This window comes from Kitasatospora sp. NPDC051984 (assembly GCF_044593455.1).
Classification (GTDB): Bacteria; Actinomycetota; Actinomycetes; order Streptomycetales; family Streptomycetaceae; genus Kitasatospora.
On the sequence record NZ_JBIUCB010000027.1, the window covers coordinates 75,043 to 91,010 of the forward strand.

Below are 15,968 nucleotides of genomic sequence, written 5' to 3' on the forward strand. Positions count from 1 at the left end.
AGGACATCACTCATGGGTTCCGCCTACAAGCAGCCCCGGCAGGGAAGCAAGTCCGCACAGCAGGCCGACCGCCGGGCCCGGATCGCCGAGCTGCGCGCGATCGAGCAGCGCCGTGAGCGCCGCAACAAGATCCTCACCATCGCCCTCTCGGCCGGGCTGGTGCTCGCCATGGTCGGCGGCGGCACCTGGCTGGCGCTGGACGCCAAGAACAAGAAGAACCAGCAGACCGAGGCGGCGAAGTCGCCGATCGAGGGCGTCAAGACCTGGGACAACCTGTCCCGCACCCACGTCCAGACCGAGGTCAAATACCCGCAGACCCCGCCGGTCGGCGGCGACCACAACCCGGTCTGGGCAACCTGCATGGGCACCGTCTACGACCAGCCGGTGAAGAACGAGAACGCGGTGCACTCCCTGGAGCACGGCGCGGTCTGGGTCACCTACAACGGCAAGGCCAACCCCGACGACATCAAGGCGTTGAGCGAGAAGGTCAAGGCCACTCCCTACAGCCTGATGAGCCCCTACCCCGACGAGGAAGGCACCATCACGCTGAGCGCCTGGGGCACCCAGCTGATCGTCGACAACTCGAAGGACCCGCGGATCGACCAGTTCTTCACCAAGTACGTGCAGGGCCCGCAGACCCAGGAGCCCGGCGCCTCCTGCAGCTCGGGCGCGATGTGACCGCCGACCTGGAACCGTCGCAGCCCGCCGCCGGCCGGCGCCGCCGCACCCTGTGGTGGCCCGCCGCGCTGGCGGCGGTCGTCGCGCTCGGCCTCGGCGTGCCCGCGCTGGTCTCCAGCAGCACCCCGGCGTCCGGGAGCTCCTCCTCCACCCCGAGCACCGACTCGGCGGAGGCCGGCTTCGCCCGCGACATGGCCACCCACCACCAGCAGGCGATCGACATGTCGTTCATCGTCCGAGACCGCACCCAGGACCAGGCGGTCCGCACCCTGGCGTTCGACATCATCAACACGCAGGCCAACCAGCGCGGCATGCTGATGGGCTACCTCGACCAGTGGGGCCTCACCCAAACCAGCGCGGCCAAGCCGATGACCTGGATGGGCCACACCTACGAGGCCCACGACGGCTCGCTCATGCCCGGCATGGCCACCAACGCCGACCTGGACAAACTCCGCACCCTCAGCGGCAAGGACGCCGAGGTGTTCTACCTCCAGCTGATGCTCGCCCACCACCGGGGCGGCGCGGACATGGCCCAGGCGTACGTGGACGCGGCGAAGAACGACGTCGAGAAGCGGCTCGCGCAGACCATGGTCAACGGCCAGAAGGCCGAGATCGACCTGATCACCACCATGCTCACGGAACGCGGCGCACCGCCGAGTTCCTGACGCCGTCAACCGCCCACGAGGGGCGCCACCCGGAAACGCCCGGGCGGCGCCCCTCGCGCGATCCGGCGCGGCGCTAACGCCCGGGCGGCGCCCCTCGCGCGATCCGGCGCGGCGCTGGGGTGGGGGCGGTCGCGGCACGGCACCGGCGGACGGTCGCGGCTGTGCGCCGGTGGGCGGTCGCGGCTGCGCGCCGGTGGGCGGTCGCGGTGGCGGAGCGGTGGGAGGTCTCGGCGGCGCGCCTGGCGGGCATTTCCGACAGTGCGCCAGTGGCGGCAGCGGCGCGTCGGCGGGCGGTCGCGGCGTGGCGGCAGCGGTCGGGCACGGCCATGCGCCCGGCGGGCGGTCGCGGCGTGGCGGCAGCAGTCGGGCACGGCCATGCGCCCGGCGGGCGGTCCCGGCCGCATGCCGGTGACGATCCCGACATGGCGTCAGCCGACGGCCGCGGCAGCACACCGGCGGGCGTCCCCGACATGAGGTCGGCGGTCATTCCTGGCCGCACGTGTGGCGAGCGTTCCCGGCCGCACGCCGGTGGGGCGTTCCCGGCACGGCGTCAGGCGGCGAACCCGGCCATGCGCCGATGGGCGTTCCCGGCACGGCGTCAGTGGGCGAACCCGGCCGGGCGCCGACGGACGTTCCCGACGTGAGGTCACCTGTCGTTCCTGGCAGCACGCCGGTAGGCGTCCCCAACATGAGGTCGGCAGTCGTTCCCGGCAGCACGCCGATGGACGTCCCCGGCACTGCACCTGGCGGGCGTCCCAGCCGTACGTCTGACGGGCGGTCTCGACAGTTCCCCCGGTCGGCGCTCCCGACACGGCGTCAGCGGGCGAACCCGGCCGGGCGCCGGCGGACGTTCCCGACCGTGCACCTGGCGGGCGGTTGCGGCATGACGTCAGCGGGCGGACAGGCGGGCCGCCAGTGCGGCGACCGCCGCGAGCAGCAGCAGGACCGCCCGGCCGCCGGACGCCGGTCCGGCGAGGTGGACGGCGAGCACCGGCAGGGCAGTGCCGAGTGCGGTGCCGAGGCTGCGCACCATGTTCACCAGGCCGCCGCCCACGGCCGAGCTCTGTGCAGGTATCGCCCGCATCACCAGCGCGTTGTTGGCGGGCAGCAGCAGCCCGAGGCCGTAGCCGGTCACCAGCAGCGGCAGCACCGTCGTGCCGGCTCCGGGCGCGGGCAGCGCGGCGAGCGCCAGCAGTCCGGCCGCGGCGGCCAGCGCACCGGCCCGGCAGCGCACCGCGTCGCTCCAGCCGCGCGGCAGCAGCCCGCCACCGACCGTGGCGGCCAGCGCGAACGCCGCGGGCAGCGCGGTGATCACCACCCCGGCCGTGCCGGCTGACACCCCGCGACCGGCCAGCACCACGGGCTCCAGCACCAGCGGACAGAACAGCAGCAGGTAGCCGATCAGCGCCACCAGCAGCCCAGCCCGGATACCCGGGGTGTTCACCAGTCCGGGAGGGACGATCGGCCGGTCCGCACGCCGCTCCTGCCGGACCAGCCCGGCCGCCGCGACAACCGCGAGCAACGCCAGCCCGGCCACCGCCCAGCCCGGCAGCGGCAACCCGGACGCGGCGGACAGCGCCAGCAGCAGCGCCGTCGACGCGGTGGCCAGCAGCAGCAGCCCGGCCAGGTCGAACCGTCCGCCACCTTCGACCTGCCTGTCCCCGGCCCGCCCGCCCCCGACCCGTCCGCCCCCGGCCTGTCGATCCCCTACCCGCCCGCTGACGGCCCGCCCGCCGATCCGCCAGCCCTCGGCCCGTCCGCCCCCGATGCCGACGTGTCCACCCCCGGCCTGGGCCTGCCCATCCCAGATCCGCCCGCCTTCGGCCCGCACGCCCCCAGCCCGCCCGTCCCCGACCTGCCCGCCGCACGGCCTCGCGCCGTCCGGGAAGGTTCGCGGTAGCAGGAACCAGCCCGCCAGGATGCCGAGCACCCCGATCGGGACGTTGACCCAGAACGCCCAGCGCCAGGAGGTGTGGGTGACCAGTAGGCCGCCGAGGGTCGGGCCGAGGGCGAGGCCGAGGGCCTGGGCGGCGGCCTGGATGCCGAGTGCGGTGCGCATCGCCCGTTCCGGTACGCCGCGGGCGACCAGTGCCACGCTGTTGGCCTGCATCATCGCGCCGCCGACGGCCTGTACTGCGCGGCAGGCCACCAGTACGGCCAGGCTGTCGGCCAGTCCGGCGGCAAGTGAGGCGGCCGCGAACACGGCGAAACCGGCCAGGTACATGGTTTTGCGGCCGACCAGGTCGGACAGCCGCCCGACCGGGGCCAGCAGGGCGACCAGCACCAGCAGGTAGGAGAGCGACACCCATTCCACGGCGGCGAAGCCCGCGTCGAACCGGCGTTCCAGCGCGGGGAACACCAGTGAGGTGACGCTCGCGGTCAGCTGGCCGAGGAACGCACCGAGGCAGACCGTGCCGACGGCCAGCCAGTGCGCGTGCGGCCAGCGTGCGACGGCGCGCGGGCGCGGGCGTTCGGCGCGCTGCAGGGCGTCGAGCAGCCTGGGGGCAACGGCAGGTTCGGCCATGAGTCGAATATATCTGCTACCGACATAATCGCTCAAGGACTGTTTCCGACCCCGAGCCATCCACCATCCCGACAGCCCTGCGGCAGCCCCGCCGCAGCCCCGCCGCACCGCCCGGGCAACCGTCCTCGCTGGTCAACGTCGGGACCTGGAGCAGCACCGACACCACCTGGCGCTACGCTGTCCGCCATGTCTTCGCAGCCCCAGCCCGCGCCCGACGCACTCGCCGGGGCCCAGCAGCTCACCGATGTGATCACCCGACTGCGCCGTGCCCTGCGCAGCTCCATCCGGTCCGAGTTCCCCTGGGAGGCGCTGCCGATGGCCCAGGTCGAGCTCCTCCAGACCCTCGCCGTCGCCCCCATGCGGGTCGGCGAACTCGCCGCTCGTCAACGCCTGGCGCCCAACACCGTCAGCGGTCTGATCTCCAAGCTCCTCGACGCCGGCCTGGTCGACCGCCAACCCGACCCGGGGGACCGCCGCACCGCCCGGATCGCCCTCACCGAGGCCGGTCACCAGCAGCTCCGCGACTGGCAGAGCGCCCACGAACGCCGCCTCGCCAGCGCCCTCCTGAGCCTCACCCCCGCCGACCGCGCAGCCGTCATGCAGGCCCTCCCCGGCCTCGACCACCTCGCCCACACCCTCGCGGGCACCGACCCCGCACGCTGACCCCACCGCACTCGCCCCCTCACAGGCACCGACCCCGCACGCCGACCCCACCGCGCCCACACCCACACAGGCGCCGACCCCGCACGCCGACCCCACCGCGCCACCAGCCGAGGCATGGCGACGTCCGATTTCCGCCAGTCGGCCCTCCGGGGATGACGCAGACTGGATGGCGTGATCGACGACGAGACCAGGTACCGAGCCGTGCACAGCCGGGACGCCCGCTTCGACGGGGTGTTCTTCACGGCCGTCCGCACCACCGGCATCTACTGCCGTCCGAGTTGCCCGGCCACCACTCCCAAGCGCACCAACTGCTCGTTCTTCCCGTCCGCGGCCGCCGCGCAGGGCGCGGGCTACCGGGCCTGTCGGCGCTGCCGGCCCGACTCGGTGCCGGGCTCGCCCGAGTGGAACCACCGGGCCGACCTGGTCGGCCGGGCCGTCCGGCTGATCGGCGACGGCGTGGTGGACCGGGAGGGCGTCGCGGGGCTGGCCGACCGGCTCGGCTACAGCGCCCGGCAGCTCCAGCGCCAGCTGACGGCCGAGCTCGGCGCCGGCCCGCTCGCACTGGCCCGCGCGCAGCGCGCCCAGACCGCCCGGCTGCTCCTGCAGACCACCGAACTCCCGGTCACCGACGTGGCGTTCGCGGCGGGCTTCGCCTCGGTGCGGCAGTTCAACGACACCATCCGCGAGGTCTACGACCGCACCCCCAGCACGCTGCGCACCGAGCGCGGCGGCCACCGCCGCGCCCCCGTCGCGGCCGGCGCGCTGGGTCTGCGGCTCGCGTACCGGGGCGCCGTCGACACCGAGCACCTGCTGGACTTCCTCGCGCTGCGAGCCGTCCCGGGCGTCGAGGAGGTCGCCCCCGGCCCGCGTCCCGGCACCCGCACCTACCGGCGCACCCTGGCACTGCCGTACGGGCACGGCATCGCCGAGGTCGACGGGCTCGCCCCGGGCGACGACCGGGCCCGCGGCTGGCTGGACTGCCGGCTCACGCTCAGCGACCTGCGCGACCTCACCACGGCCGTGCACCGGCTGCGCGCCCTGTTCGACCTGGACGCCGACCCGGACGCGGTCGACGACCGGCTCGCCGCCGACCCGCTGCTCGCCCCGCTCGCCGCGGCCCGGCCCGGACTGCGCTCCCCCGGACACGTCGACCCGCACGAACTCGCGGTCCGCGCCGTCCTCGGCCAGCAGATCAGCGTCGCCGCCGCCCGCACCCTGGCCGGTCGGCTCGCCGAGACGTACGGCACCCCGCTGCCGTCCCCGGACGGCGGGCTGCGCCTGCTGTTCCCGACCGCCGACGCGCTCGCCGCCGCCGATCCCGAGCACCTGGCGATGCCGCAGGCCCGCCGCCGCGCCCTGCTCGGCCTGTGCGCCGCCCTCGCCGAGGGCACCGTCCGGCTCGACCCGGGCGTGGACCGCGAACAGGCCGCCGCCGAGCTGCTCGCCCTCCCGGGCATCGGCCCGTGGACGGTCGGCTACCTGCGGATGCGCGCCCTCGCCGACCCGGACGTCTTCCTCCCCACCGACATCGGCGTCCGCGACGGCCTGCGCGCCCTCGGCGAGAGCGGCGATCCGCGCAGCTCCGCCGACCGCTCCGCCGCCTGGGCGCCCTGGCGCTCCTACGCCCTGCACCACCTGTGGTCGGCCGCCTCCGCCCACCACACCGCCACCCGAATCCGCGAGACCCGCAAGGAACCGGCATGACCACCGTCTTCACCACCATGGACAGCCCGCTCGGCACCCTGCTGCTCAGCGGCACCCTCGACGAGGAGCACGGCTTCGCCCTGACCGCCGTCACCGCCCCCGGCCAGAAGTACGCGCTCGCCGAGCCCGCCGCCGACTGGCAGCCCGACCCGGACACGCTCGCCCCCGTCGTCGAGCAGCTCACCGCGTACTTCGCCGGCGAGCGCACCACCTTCGACCTGCCGCTCGCCCCCGTCGGCACCGAGTTCCGCCGCCGGATCTGGCAGAGCATCGACGACATCCCCTACGGCACCACCGTCACCTACGGCCAACTCGCCGACGCCGCAGGCCAGTCCCCGAACGCCGTCCGCGCCGTCGGCGGCGCCGTCGGAGCCAACCCCCTGCTGATCATCCGCCCCTGCCACCGCGTCATGGGCGCCAACGGCAGCCTCACCGGCTTCGCCGCCGGCATCGACGCCAAGCGCTGGCTGCTCGCCCACGAGAACGGCAAGGCCACCGGGCAACTGTTCTGACCACCGATCAGCCACCCACAAGCTCCTCAACCCGCCGGGCCAGCCGCGCGGTGTCGGGGGCGGCGACACTCCGGTACAACTCGCACGAGGAGGTGAACCGCTTCCGGGCGAGGTCCACCTCTCCCTTCGCCAGGGCGAGTTCGCCGAGCCACTCGATACTGCGCGCCTGCCAATGCGGTGCGCCCGCCGCGACGAAGCCCGCCCGGGCGGCCGCCAGATCGGCCTCGGCCTGCTCGTACCGCCGGGCCATCAGGTATGCCCGGCCCCGGATCGCCTGCGCCCGGAACACCTCGTACTGGTCACCGACGGCCGTGAAGTCCTCAATGGCCGCGGACAGTTGCCGCACCGACTCGGCCTCGTCCGCGGCATCCGTCGCGACCTCGCCGAGCGCCACCCGGAGCAGACCGACGCCCCGCCGGTAGCCGATCGCCTCCCACAACACCAGCGCCTGCTCGAACCGGGCACGCGCGGAGTCGAGCTCGCCGAGGTCACGGTGCGCGTGCCCGAGCCCGATCAGGGCCTGACCCTCGGCCCGCCGGTCACCGTTCTCCTGCGCCACCACGAGTGCGTCCGCGTACCACTGGGCAGACTCCCGGGTCTTTCCCGCGCCGCGCAGCCCCTGCCCGCCGGACGTTAGGATCCACTGCTCGGCGATCCGATCCCCGGCCTTCCGGGTGGCGTCCAACGCCAGCGTGTGCGCCTCCAGTTGGAGCGCGTACGACCGGAGGCGGATGAACATCGGCTGCATCGCGTCCGCCAACTGCCACACCAGGGTGTACCGGCGGTTCCGGGAAGCTTCCCGGAGCACGGCGGCGAGCTGGTCGCGTTCCCGGTCGAACCAGTCGAGCGCCTCCGTCTCCTCGGTGAACTCCGGTACGTGCAGGGGAGGTTGCAGGTAGTCCCGGGCGAGGAAACGGTGGCTGGGCATGATCAGAGCCTCGGCCACGGTGGTCGCGGCCAGGTAGTGCTCACCGACCCGGCGCACGGCGGCCTCGCACTGCTCGGGCGGGTCCTCGGCCTGCCCGCGCTCCCTGGCGTGCAGCCGGACCAGGTCGTGGAACCGGTAGCGGCCGTCGCCCCGCTCCTCCAGCAGGTGCGTCCCGGCGAGCAGGTCGAGCGTGGCGTCGGCGTCGGCCCAGGAGAGCTCGGCGGCGGCGCCGGCAGTCTCCGGTGTGAACTCCGTCAGCGGGAGCTGCCCTAGCAGCCGGTACAGCCGGCCCGCCGCCCGATCCAGCACCCGGTACGAGGCGTCCAGCGCACCGCGCACCGCGGTCTCACCGTCCAACCGCAACGCCGCCAGTCGATCGGCCTCCCGGCGCAGCGCCTCGGCGGTCGCCGCGAGCGGCTGGCGGGGGCGCGAGGCCATCCTCGCGCCGGCCACGCAGATCGCCAGTGGCAGTCCGGCGCAGCGACTCACCACCTGTTCGACGGCGGGCAGTTCGGCGGCGACCCGGTCCTCGCCTATCCTCCGGGTCAACAGTTCGGTGGCCGCGGCCCGGTCGATCAGACCGACCGGGAAGACTGCGGCGCCGTCCATGGACAGTCCGTCCAACCGGGTGCGGCTGGTCACCACCGTGACGGAGCCCTCGGCCCCGGGCAGCAGTGCGCGGACCTGGGCGGCGGTGGCAGCACTGTCCAGCAGGATGCCGATCCGTCGGCTCGCCGTGGCGGAGCGCCAGAGCGCGGCCGCCTCGTGCAGTTCGGCGGGCACCCGGGCGAGGCCCAGCGCACGCAGGAACGCGCCCAGCACCTCAACCGGATCGGTCGGGCCACCGGGGGCATGGCTGCGCAGATCGGCGTAGAACAGCCCGTCCGGGAACTCTGCCGCCCGGCGGCGCAGCCAGCTGCCCGCGAGCGCGGTCTTGCCCACGCCTGCCGGGCCGACGAGCAGCAGGTAGCGGCCACCCGGCGGTGAGGGCGTAGTCAATTCCCGGTCGAGCGCGGCGAGTTCGTTCTCGCGCCCGAGGAGGCGCGAGGGGGCGGGCGGAAGCTGTTGTGGCACTGGAAGCAGCGCCGGAGCGTATGAATGAATGTGTACGCCCCCATGGACGTCACCCGCCTGAAGCGCGACGCCCTCGATCCGGGCCTGGCCGGTGACGGAATTTCGGTGGCCTTCCACGTGCTCGTTCCTCCACTGGATCGATCGATTCGGCCGAGCCCGGAACCTCGCACCGACTTCCCCACCTCTTTCACCAGGCCACCAACACCCACCCGGGCGTGGAACTCCGCAACTGTCGCCCGGCGCCGTTGAGCGGCCGTTGCCCCTCGGACGAGCTCCCGGCCCCTAGCAGATGACCGCCACCGAAATCCAAGCAACTCGGAAAGCAGGCTATGGGAAACTCAGAGGTGCTATAGCAGCATGCCCCCACCCGTGCCATGCTCACCTCCTGCGTCCGAGGAACCGGCGACAGGAGGCACCGAGATGTACGTGCACTTGTTGGGAACCGTCGAACTCTCGGCCCGTGGAGAGCCGCTGTCCATCGGTTCACGCAAGGTTCGAACGTTGCTCGCCTGTCTCGCCATCGATCCGGAGCGCCCCGTCTCCCCCGACACCCTGGCCGAACGCCTGTGGGACGGCGAGCCTCCGCCTAGCGCCGCCGGGACTCTTCAGGTCTACATCTCCCGACTGCGGTCCGCACTGCGCAAGGCGAACGAGACCGCCGGAAGCGCCGACGGGCCGCCGGTGGAGAGCATCTCTCGTTCCGGGACGTACGTGTTACGCGCCGAGACTGACCAGGTGGACTGGCAACTGTTCCACCGGCTGGCGGTCCAGGCCCGAAGCCTGGTGGAGGTCGGGGACGACCGCGGCGCGCTGGCCGCACTCGACCGTGCCTCGGACATCTGGCAGGGCGAACCACTGGCCGGGCTGCCCGGACTGTGGGCCGCACAGATGCGCAGCCTGATGAAGGGCCGCAGGTTCGCCGCTTCGGTGACCCGCTGCGAGATCGAACTCCGCTTCGGCCGCTACGCCGATCTCGTCCCCGACCTCGCCGAACTCGCCGACGAGCAGCCGTGGAACGAACAGGTCGCCGCACAGCTGATGACCGCCCTCTACGGATGCGGCCGAATCGCCGAGGCCCTCGCCGCGTATCGGCGCATTCGCCGCCGTCTGCGCGACGACCTCGCAACCGAGCCCGACGAGACTCTCAACCGGCTGCACGAACGCATGCTGCGCCGCGAACTGCTCGACCACACCGTCCCGCCCCAACGCACCATCATCAGCGCACCGCCATCGGCCCCGGCTCCCAGCCGACGGCCCACCACGCTGCCGCCGGCCCCCGAACTGGTTGGAAGGGACAGGGAGTTGGATCTCCTGGTGGCAGCCGCACGGGGCGAGTGGCCGATGAGCCCGAACGCCCGCCCGGCCTCACTGCCGGTGGTCGCCGTCAGCGGAATGCCCGGCTGCGGCAAGACCGCCCTCGCCTTGGCCGCCGCGCATCGCCTGCACGAATCCTTCGAGGACGGCGCCGTCCTGCTCCGACTCGGCGCGCACTCCGGCGAACAGGAGGATCGCGGACCGGAGAGCGCCGCGACCGCGCTGCTGCGCCAATTCGGGATCCCGTCATCCGAGATTCCGGTCGAGCCCGACGAACTCCTCGCCCACTGCCGCGAGTTGCTCGCCCAGCGGCATGCCGTGGTGGTGCTCGACGACGCCGCGGGACCCGATCAGATCGGCCCCCTGCTGCCCGCCGCCCCCACGTCGTTCATCCTGATCACCAGCCGCCGCCGGATGGCCGAGCTCCCCACTGTCAGCACCATCCCGCTCAACGCCCTGACGCCCCAGGCCGCCACCGACATGTTCACCCGCCTTGTCGGCCCCGCGCGCACCACCGATCCCGCCCGTGTCACCGACATCACCAGGCTCTGCGCCCGCCATCCTTTGGCTCTCCACATCGCTGCCGGCCGGTTCAGGGGCCGCCCGTCCTGGACCCTGGACCACCTCGCCGAACGGCTCTCCCGCAGGAACGGCCGGCTCGACGAGCTGAGAGACAGCCACGGCGGCATCGACCGGAGCTTTGCCATGTCGTACCAAGCCCTGGACGCCGGCCATCAGTTGGCACTGCACCGCCTGAGCCTCCATCCCGGCGACGGCTTCGGCGCCTACCTGGGCGCCGCACTGATCGGGTGCCCCCCGACCGGGCAGAGCGGTTGATCGAGGATCTGCTGGCCGTCCATCTGATCGACGAGCGCACTCCGGATCGATTCGGATTCCATGACCTGATAAGGGAATTCGCCCAGGAGACCAGCCTCCGGATCGACCCGGAGCACGCCCGTTCCGGCGCTTTCCGAAGACTGGTGTCGGTGGCCATTGCCACGGTGGACCGGGCGGACCGGCTGATCAATCCGCACCAGTTCCGCCTCCCCGTCCCGGCCGAGCTCCTCGCCCCGGCGGCCCGCGACTTCCCCCACCTTCCGGACTGGCTCGGCCCGGACGAAGCCAGGACCTGGCTCGCCACGGAGATGCCGGCCCTGCTCGCGGTGGAGCACACCCTCAGAGCCAACGGACGCCCCGCCCCCGCCGCCTGGCTCGCCCACCTCCTGACGCCCCACCTTGAAGCCGCCGGCCTGTGGCACGAAGCCCTTCGGGTCCATCGGGAAGCCGCCCGGCACTGGCGTTCGGCCGCGCACCCACAGAACGAGGTCCACGCGCTGATCGGCCTCTCGATGATCCAGCTCCGCGTCTCCCAGTACGCGGAGGCCACCGCCGGCGCCGAGCAGGCGCTGGCGCTTGCCCGCACGGCAGGGGACCGGACGGCGCAGGCCGAGGCGCTCGGCCGCCTCGGCGAAGTGCACTGGGAACGCGGGGAGTTCGCCCGCGCGATGGAGCTCCAGCACGAGGTCCTTCAGCTTCGCCGGTCCACGGAGGACCGCTGGGGTCTCGCCCGGGCCCTCAACAACACGGGGCTGCTCGCCGCCCGCACCGGCGACCACAAGACCTCCCGGAAGAGCTTCTCCGAGGCTCTTTCAATATTCGAGGAGCTGGACGACCTAAAAGGACAGCTGAACACCTTGAACAACATCGGTGGACTGCTGCTCGAAATTGGCGATAAGGAATCGGCCAGGCGCACGTTCACCCGACTCTCCCGACATGAGGCAGTGGCACAGGATTCCATGGCGATGGCCATCGTACGGTTGAATCTCGCCCAGACCGTGCACCTTCCGGCGGAATCCGTAGAAGCGACCGCTCTCCTGGATTCGGCAATTCAGACTTTCCGTCGGACGGGCAGCCCCAAGCACGAGATCGATGCCACAAACGTCCTGGGCGGCGTTCAGCTGGCAGCCGGACGACCGGGCAGCGCCGCCGAGCTCTTCCGCCGATCCTTGACCCTGTCCCGACAGATCGGCGCAGTCGACGAGGCCGCGACCGCTCTCGCCGGACTGGGGCAAGCAGAGCGACTCCTCTACGCACCACCCGCACCGCGGGCCCACCGAGAGGAGACCGCCGCCCGCCCGATGGCCGAGTTTCATCGCACCGGCACGAACCCCGCGAAGCCGGGCCCGGAGTAGCCCGACCGAATGCGGCACATGCTGTTCAATTATGCGCATCCGCGCCAGATTTCGATCACTCCCGACCGGGACGCCACCCAATACTCGCCATACTGAATAGTAACCAGACCCATGATCATTCCACCCTGGGCAATCTGACGGTGCCGTGAGCTATCGTTCCGACATTCGATGTTGATCAGTCCACCCTCCCGGTGGACCAGCACAATGGAACGGTATGCGCACAATTCCCTCGCGAGCCCTCTCCGGTGTCCTTGTCGCGGCAGGCCTGTACTTCGTAGGCGTGCACGTCGTGACCACGCCGATATCGCCCAACAGCCAGAGCACCACCCAGGCCTGGACGGGCATATGGATGACCGGGAAGCAGAACTACTCCGCCACTCCCGTATAGCCGGCCCGGCAAATCTCGGACCACACCGGCGGCCCTCGGCCGAGTCCGCGTCAGGGCAGGCTCAGTTGGCGGCCATTGGCACCACCCGCTCCGCGCCCCGGGCTTGCCCGGGGCGCGGAGCGGCGTGTCAGGGGCGGTAGGTTGTGCGGGCTGCCTTGGTGCGGGACTTGTGGTGGCGGGCGCGTTCGGCGCGGAGGCGGGCGTCGGCGCGGGACGCGATCCAAGCGTTTTCGCGCATCAGCTTTAGGTACGACTCCCAGCGGCGCTCGGGGAGGGTGCCGTCGGCGAGGGCGGCGCGGACGGCGCAGGCGGGTTCGGTGCGGTGCGAGCAGTCGTCGTAGCGGCAGCCGGACGCGAGCTGGTCGATGTCGGCGAAGGCGAGGTCGATGCCCTCGCCACCGAACAGGCCGACGCCGCGCAGGCCCGGGGTGTCGATGACGGCGCCGCCGCCGGGGAGCGGGACGAGTTCGCGAGTGGTGGTGGTGTGCCGACCCTTCTCGTCGACGGAACGAACCTGCTGGACCGTCATGGTGTCGGTGCCCCCGAGGGCGTTGGTGAGGGTGGACTTGCCGGCCCCGGACTGGCCGATCAGGGCGCAGGAGCCGGTGGCCAGGGCGCGCAGTGCGTCCATGCCGGCTCCGGTCTCGGCGCTGACCGTCAGCACCGGGACCCCGGGTGCGACCGCCTCCACGTCCGCCCGGACGAATTCGCCGTCGTGGACCAAGTCGGACTTGGTGAGGACGATCAGCGGTTCGGCCCCGGATTCCCAGGCGAGGGCGAGCAGACGCTCCACCCGGCCCAGGTCGGGTTCCGCGGCAAGTGAGACGGCGATCAGGACGGTGTCGATGTTGGCGGCCAGCACCTGACCCTCGGAGCGCTTGTGGGCGCCCTTGCGGATGATCGCGGTGGTGCGGGGGAGCACGGTGGTGACGGCGGGCAGTGGCCGGGCGGCCGGGTCGACGGCCACCCAGTCCCCGGTGCACGGGTTGTGAATGGTGTCGGCGCTGGTCACCGGCCGGGTGTCTGCGCGCAGCGTGGCGGGCTCGCCGGTCTCGGGATCGACGAGCAGCACATCGCAGCGGCCGCGGTCGATGCGGGTGATCCGCCCGGGGAGCAGGCCCGCCTCGGCGAGCGGGTGGAAGGCAGCGGCCCGACCCTCGTCCCAGCCGAGGCTGGAGAGCGGGTGGGCAGCAGTGGTCGCGGAAAGCAACGGGGTGAACCCTTCGGAGAACGGGTGGCCCCGGCCGGCCCGGTGTCAGCGTATGGGCGACACCTGATCGAGGTCGGCCGCGAACCTGGGGATACAGGACTTGGTGGACTTCTGAACGCGGGAAACAACACCTGCAAGGACAGGGCTCACAGCCCTCACCTCCTCCACTGCGACGCGCCTCGCGCACCCCGCCCTGGGGTGCCCTCGATCGGCGCACGCCACGCTAGTGCCCGCCCGCCACGACCGCCACCGATTTTTCGGCGCCCCGCCCGAGATCTCCAACGCCGTTACATGACAGGGAAGTTGACGCAAGGGTTCCGCAAGGGTTCTCCAGCCGTTCCGCCACCGCCCGCGGACATCTCTCCCCCAGCGGCGGTGCACGGGGCACCGCCGTCCGGCGAGGAGGCCGGGGAAGGACAAAGGGGGGATGCCTCGTGGCATGGGCGACTCTGCCCAACTGCAAGCGGGTGCTCGCAGTGGTGCACACCGAGGTGTACGGCCAGCGGCTGCGCGAAGTCTGCGAGCTGCTTGGATCGGATCTGCGCGTGCAGGTGGTCTTCACCGTCGCACCGCACGCGTTCAACGACGGGGTGGCCGCGTTCCTGATGCGGCTCGGCGGCACGGTGGTGCCGTGGGACGAGGCCGTGCGCACCGAGTTCGACCTGATCCTGGTGGCCGGTCCGCGCGGCATCGATCAGTTGCACGGCCCGGTGGTGCGACTGCCGCACGGGACCGGGAACTTGAAGTTGACCCGCGCGCTGCCGCCGGTGGGTTCGGTCAGCGGTGCCCGCGACCAGGGCGGCGCAGGCACCGGTGCGGCTCAGCACGAGCGGCAGGTGTACGGCCTGGGCCGGGACTCCCTGCTGTGGGAGGGCCGGCCGAACGCGGCGGCGTACGCGCTGGCGCACCGGGACGACCTGACGGAGTTGGAGCGGACCTGTCCGGAGGTGCTGCCGTTGGCGGAGGTGGTCGGCGACGGCGACCGCGACCGGATCGCGGCGGCGCTGCCCCGGCGGCCCGAGTACCGGGCGGCGCTCGGGCTGGCGGAGGAGGAACAGCTGGTGCTGCTCTGCTCGACCTGGGGGCCCAACTCGGTGTTCGGCCGACTGGACACGTTCCTGCCGCGCCTGGTGCGCGAGCTGCCCGCCGGGCGGTTCCGCTCCGCGCTGGTGCTGCACCCCAACGTGTCGGCGGGCCACGGACGTTGGCAGGTGCGCCGGTGGGTGGACGGGGTGTCCGGCGGTTCGGTCTCGCTGGTGACGCAGGAGGTGGACTGGCGTCCGATGCTGGTCGCCGCGGACTACGTGATCGGCGACCACGGCTCGGTGACGCTGTACGCGACCCTCACCCGGGCCCGGATTCTGCTCGCCCGGTTCCCGCACCAGGACGTCAACCCGCGCTCGCCGGGCATGCAACTGGCACTGACCGCCCCGGCGCTGGACCCGGCCCGCCCGCTGGCCGGCCAACTCGCGTACGCGGACCGGGTGTACCGGCCGGAGGCGTACGCGGAGATCGCCGCCCGGATCTCCTCGGAACCGGGCGAGTTCCTGCCACGGATCCGCCGCCTGCTCTACCAGGTGCTGAAGCTGAGCGAGCCGGCCTACCCGCCCACCGAACCCCCGCTGCCGCTGCCCGCCCCGCTGACGGGAGGCACCCCGTGGCAGTGACTGTGACGGTCCAACTGTCCGGCCGACCCGGCACCCGCCCCCGCTACGACCGGCACCTGGCGGCCCGGGTCGACGAACCGGCCCGGGTGCGGCACCTGGCGGACGTGCTGCACGGCGGGGCCCCGGAGACGGCGGAGGAGGTGTGGCGGCGCCACCCGGGCTGCGCGGTGCTCGCGGTGGTGGGCGCGGACGGTTCGGTGCACGTCCGGTTCCGCGGCGGCGCGCTGATGGTCAGGCCGGCGCAAGCGACGCCGGAAGCGGCGGCACTGATCGGCTCGCTCGTGCACGCGCTGCTCGTCACGGGCCGTGCGCTCCTCCGGTGAGATGAAGCAGAAGAGCCCCGCCCCGGGCACGCTTGGGTTCTAACGGTCGTCGCAACACCCCAGCTGAAGGGGTGCGATGGACTTCGAGATCCGAGCGAATCGGGAGCCGCAGGGGCCGAGGAGGCT

At 72.6% G+C, this 15,968-nt stretch carries 13 protein-coding genes; 10 read left to right on the forward strand and 3 right to left on the reverse strand.

The genetic code is table 11. The features are described from left to right. Positions 1 to 12: 12 nt before the first annotated feature. The gene (locus ACIHEI_RS32655) at positions 13 to 678 is read left to right on the forward strand and encodes a DUF3105 domain-containing protein (protein WP_392948456.1); all 666 of its coding nucleotides are present in this window, start codon (positions 13 to 15) and stop codon (positions 676 to 678) included. Further along, positions 675 to 1,343, forward strand: coding sequence for a DUF305 domain-containing protein (locus tag ACIHEI_RS32660; RefSeq protein WP_396609239.1), 669 nt, complete (start codon positions 675 to 677; stop codon positions 1,341 to 1,343). Before ACIHEI_RS32655 ends, ACIHEI_RS32660 begins: the two co-directional genes overlap by 4 nt. Before the next feature lie 889 nt (positions 1,344 to 2,232). Here the strand turns inward: ACIHEI_RS32660 and ACIHEI_RS32665 are convergent. Next, entirely contained in the window at positions 2,233 to 3,867 is a 1,635-nt protein-coding gene (locus ACIHEI_RS32665; RefSeq protein WP_396609240.1) for an MFS transporter, read from the reverse strand. 186 nt (positions 3,868 to 4,053) lie between these two features. Between ACIHEI_RS32665 and ACIHEI_RS32670 the strand changes: the two genes are divergently transcribed. The 3 genes from ACIHEI_RS32670 to ACIHEI_RS32680 all read left to right on the forward strand — a co-directional run bounded on the left by ACIHEI_RS32670 (position 4,054) and on the right by ACIHEI_RS32680 (position 6,746). Continuing rightward, on the forward strand, positions 4,054 to 4,530 hold the full coding sequence (locus ACIHEI_RS32670; protein WP_387863815.1) for a MarR family winged helix-turn-helix transcriptional regulator: 477 nt from the start codon (positions 4,054 to 4,056) through the stop codon (positions 4,528 to 4,530). A 171-nt stretch (positions 4,531 to 4,701) separates the two neighbouring features. Beyond that, a complete protein-coding gene (locus tag ACIHEI_RS32675) occupies positions 4,702 to 6,234 on the forward strand; it encodes a DNA-3-methyladenine glycosylase 2 family protein (protein ID WP_396609241.1) in 1,533 nt (510 codons plus the stop codon). Next, positions 6,231 to 6,746 (forward strand): methylated-DNA--[protein]-cysteine S-methyltransferase, encoded by a 516-nt coding sequence (locus ACIHEI_RS32680; RefSeq protein ID WP_396609242.1) that lies wholly within the window; start codon positions 6,231 to 6,233, stop codon positions 6,744 to 6,746. Before ACIHEI_RS32675 ends, ACIHEI_RS32680 begins: the two co-directional genes overlap by 4 nt. A 7-nt stretch (positions 6,747 to 6,753) precedes the next feature. Here the strand turns inward: ACIHEI_RS32680 and ACIHEI_RS32685 are convergent, their stop codons facing one another. After that, positions 6,754 to 8,748: a regulator gene (locus tag ACIHEI_RS32685; RefSeq protein WP_396609243.1), complete on the reverse strand. Its 1,995-nt coding sequence runs from the start codon at positions 8,746 to 8,748 to the stop codon at positions 6,754 to 6,756. A gap of 420 nt (positions 8,749 to 9,168) precedes the next feature. On the opposite strand from ACIHEI_RS32685, the gene ACIHEI_RS32690 reads away from it, so the two are divergent. The 3 genes from ACIHEI_RS32690 to ACIHEI_RS32700 all read left to right on the forward strand — a co-directional run bounded on the left by ACIHEI_RS32690 (position 9,169) and on the right by ACIHEI_RS32700 (position 12,642). Further along, complete coding sequence (locus tag ACIHEI_RS32690) at positions 9,169 to 10,899, forward strand: BTAD domain-containing putative transcriptional regulator (RefSeq protein ID WP_396609244.1); 1,731 nt, start codon at positions 9,169 to 9,171, stop codon at positions 10,897 to 10,899. Next, a complete protein-coding gene (locus ACIHEI_RS32695; RefSeq protein WP_396609245.1) occupies positions 10,896 to 12,254 on the forward strand; it encodes a tetratricopeptide repeat protein in 1,359 nt (452 codons plus the stop codon). The genes ACIHEI_RS32690 and ACIHEI_RS32695 overlap by 4 nt, the downstream gene beginning before the upstream one ends. Before the next feature lie 214 nt (positions 12,255 to 12,468). Continuing rightward, positions 12,469 to 12,642, forward strand: coding sequence for a hypothetical protein (locus ACIHEI_RS32700; RefSeq protein WP_396609246.1), 174 nt, complete (start codon positions 12,469 to 12,471; stop codon positions 12,640 to 12,642). A gap of 127 nt (positions 12,643 to 12,769) precedes the next feature. On the opposite strand, the gene rsgA is transcribed toward ACIHEI_RS32700, so the two are convergent. Beyond that, a complete protein-coding gene (rsgA, locus tag ACIHEI_RS32705) occupies positions 12,770 to 13,852 on the reverse strand; it encodes a ribosome small subunit-dependent GTPase A (RefSeq protein ID WP_396609247.1) in 1,083 nt (360 codons plus the stop codon). A gap of 434 nt (positions 13,853 to 14,286) precedes the next feature. On the opposite strand from rsgA, the gene ACIHEI_RS32710 reads away from it, so the two are divergent. Then, positions 14,287 to 15,519 (forward strand): hypothetical protein, encoded by a 1,233-nt coding sequence (locus ACIHEI_RS32710; RefSeq protein ID WP_396609248.1) that lies wholly within the window; start codon positions 14,287 to 14,289, stop codon positions 15,517 to 15,519. After that, positions 15,510 to 15,842: a hypothetical protein gene (locus ACIHEI_RS32715; protein ID WP_396609249.1), complete on the forward strand. Its 333-nt coding sequence runs from the start codon at positions 15,510 to 15,512 to the stop codon at positions 15,840 to 15,842. Before ACIHEI_RS32710 ends, ACIHEI_RS32715 begins: the two co-directional genes overlap by 10 nt. The last annotated feature ends 126 nt before the right edge of the window (positions 15,843 to 15,968 follow it).

Coding starts and splice junctions, on each gene's coding strand:
- ACIHEI_RS32670 (WP_387863815.1), top strand. CDS start 4,054: ATGTCTTCGCAGCCCCAGCCCGCGCCCGACGCACTCGCCGGGGCCCAG.
- ACIHEI_RS32655 (WP_392948456.1), top strand. CDS start 13: ATGGGTTCCGCCTACAAGCAGCCCCGGCAGGGAAGCAAGTCCGCACAG.
- ACIHEI_RS32700 (WP_396609246.1), top strand. CDS start 12,469: ATGCGCACAATTCCCTCGCGAGCCCTCTCCGGTGTCCTTGTCGCGGCA.
- ACIHEI_RS32665 (WP_396609240.1), bottom strand. CDS start 3,867: ATGGCCGAACCTGCCGTTGCCCCCAGGCTGCTCGACGCCCTGCAGCGC.
- ACIHEI_RS32680 (WP_396609242.1), top strand. CDS start 6,231: ATGACCACCGTCTTCACCACCATGGACAGCCCGCTCGGCACCCTGCTG.
- ACIHEI_RS32690 (WP_396609244.1), top strand. CDS start 9,169: ATGTACGTGCACTTGTTGGGAACCGTCGAACTCTCGGCCCGTGGAGAG.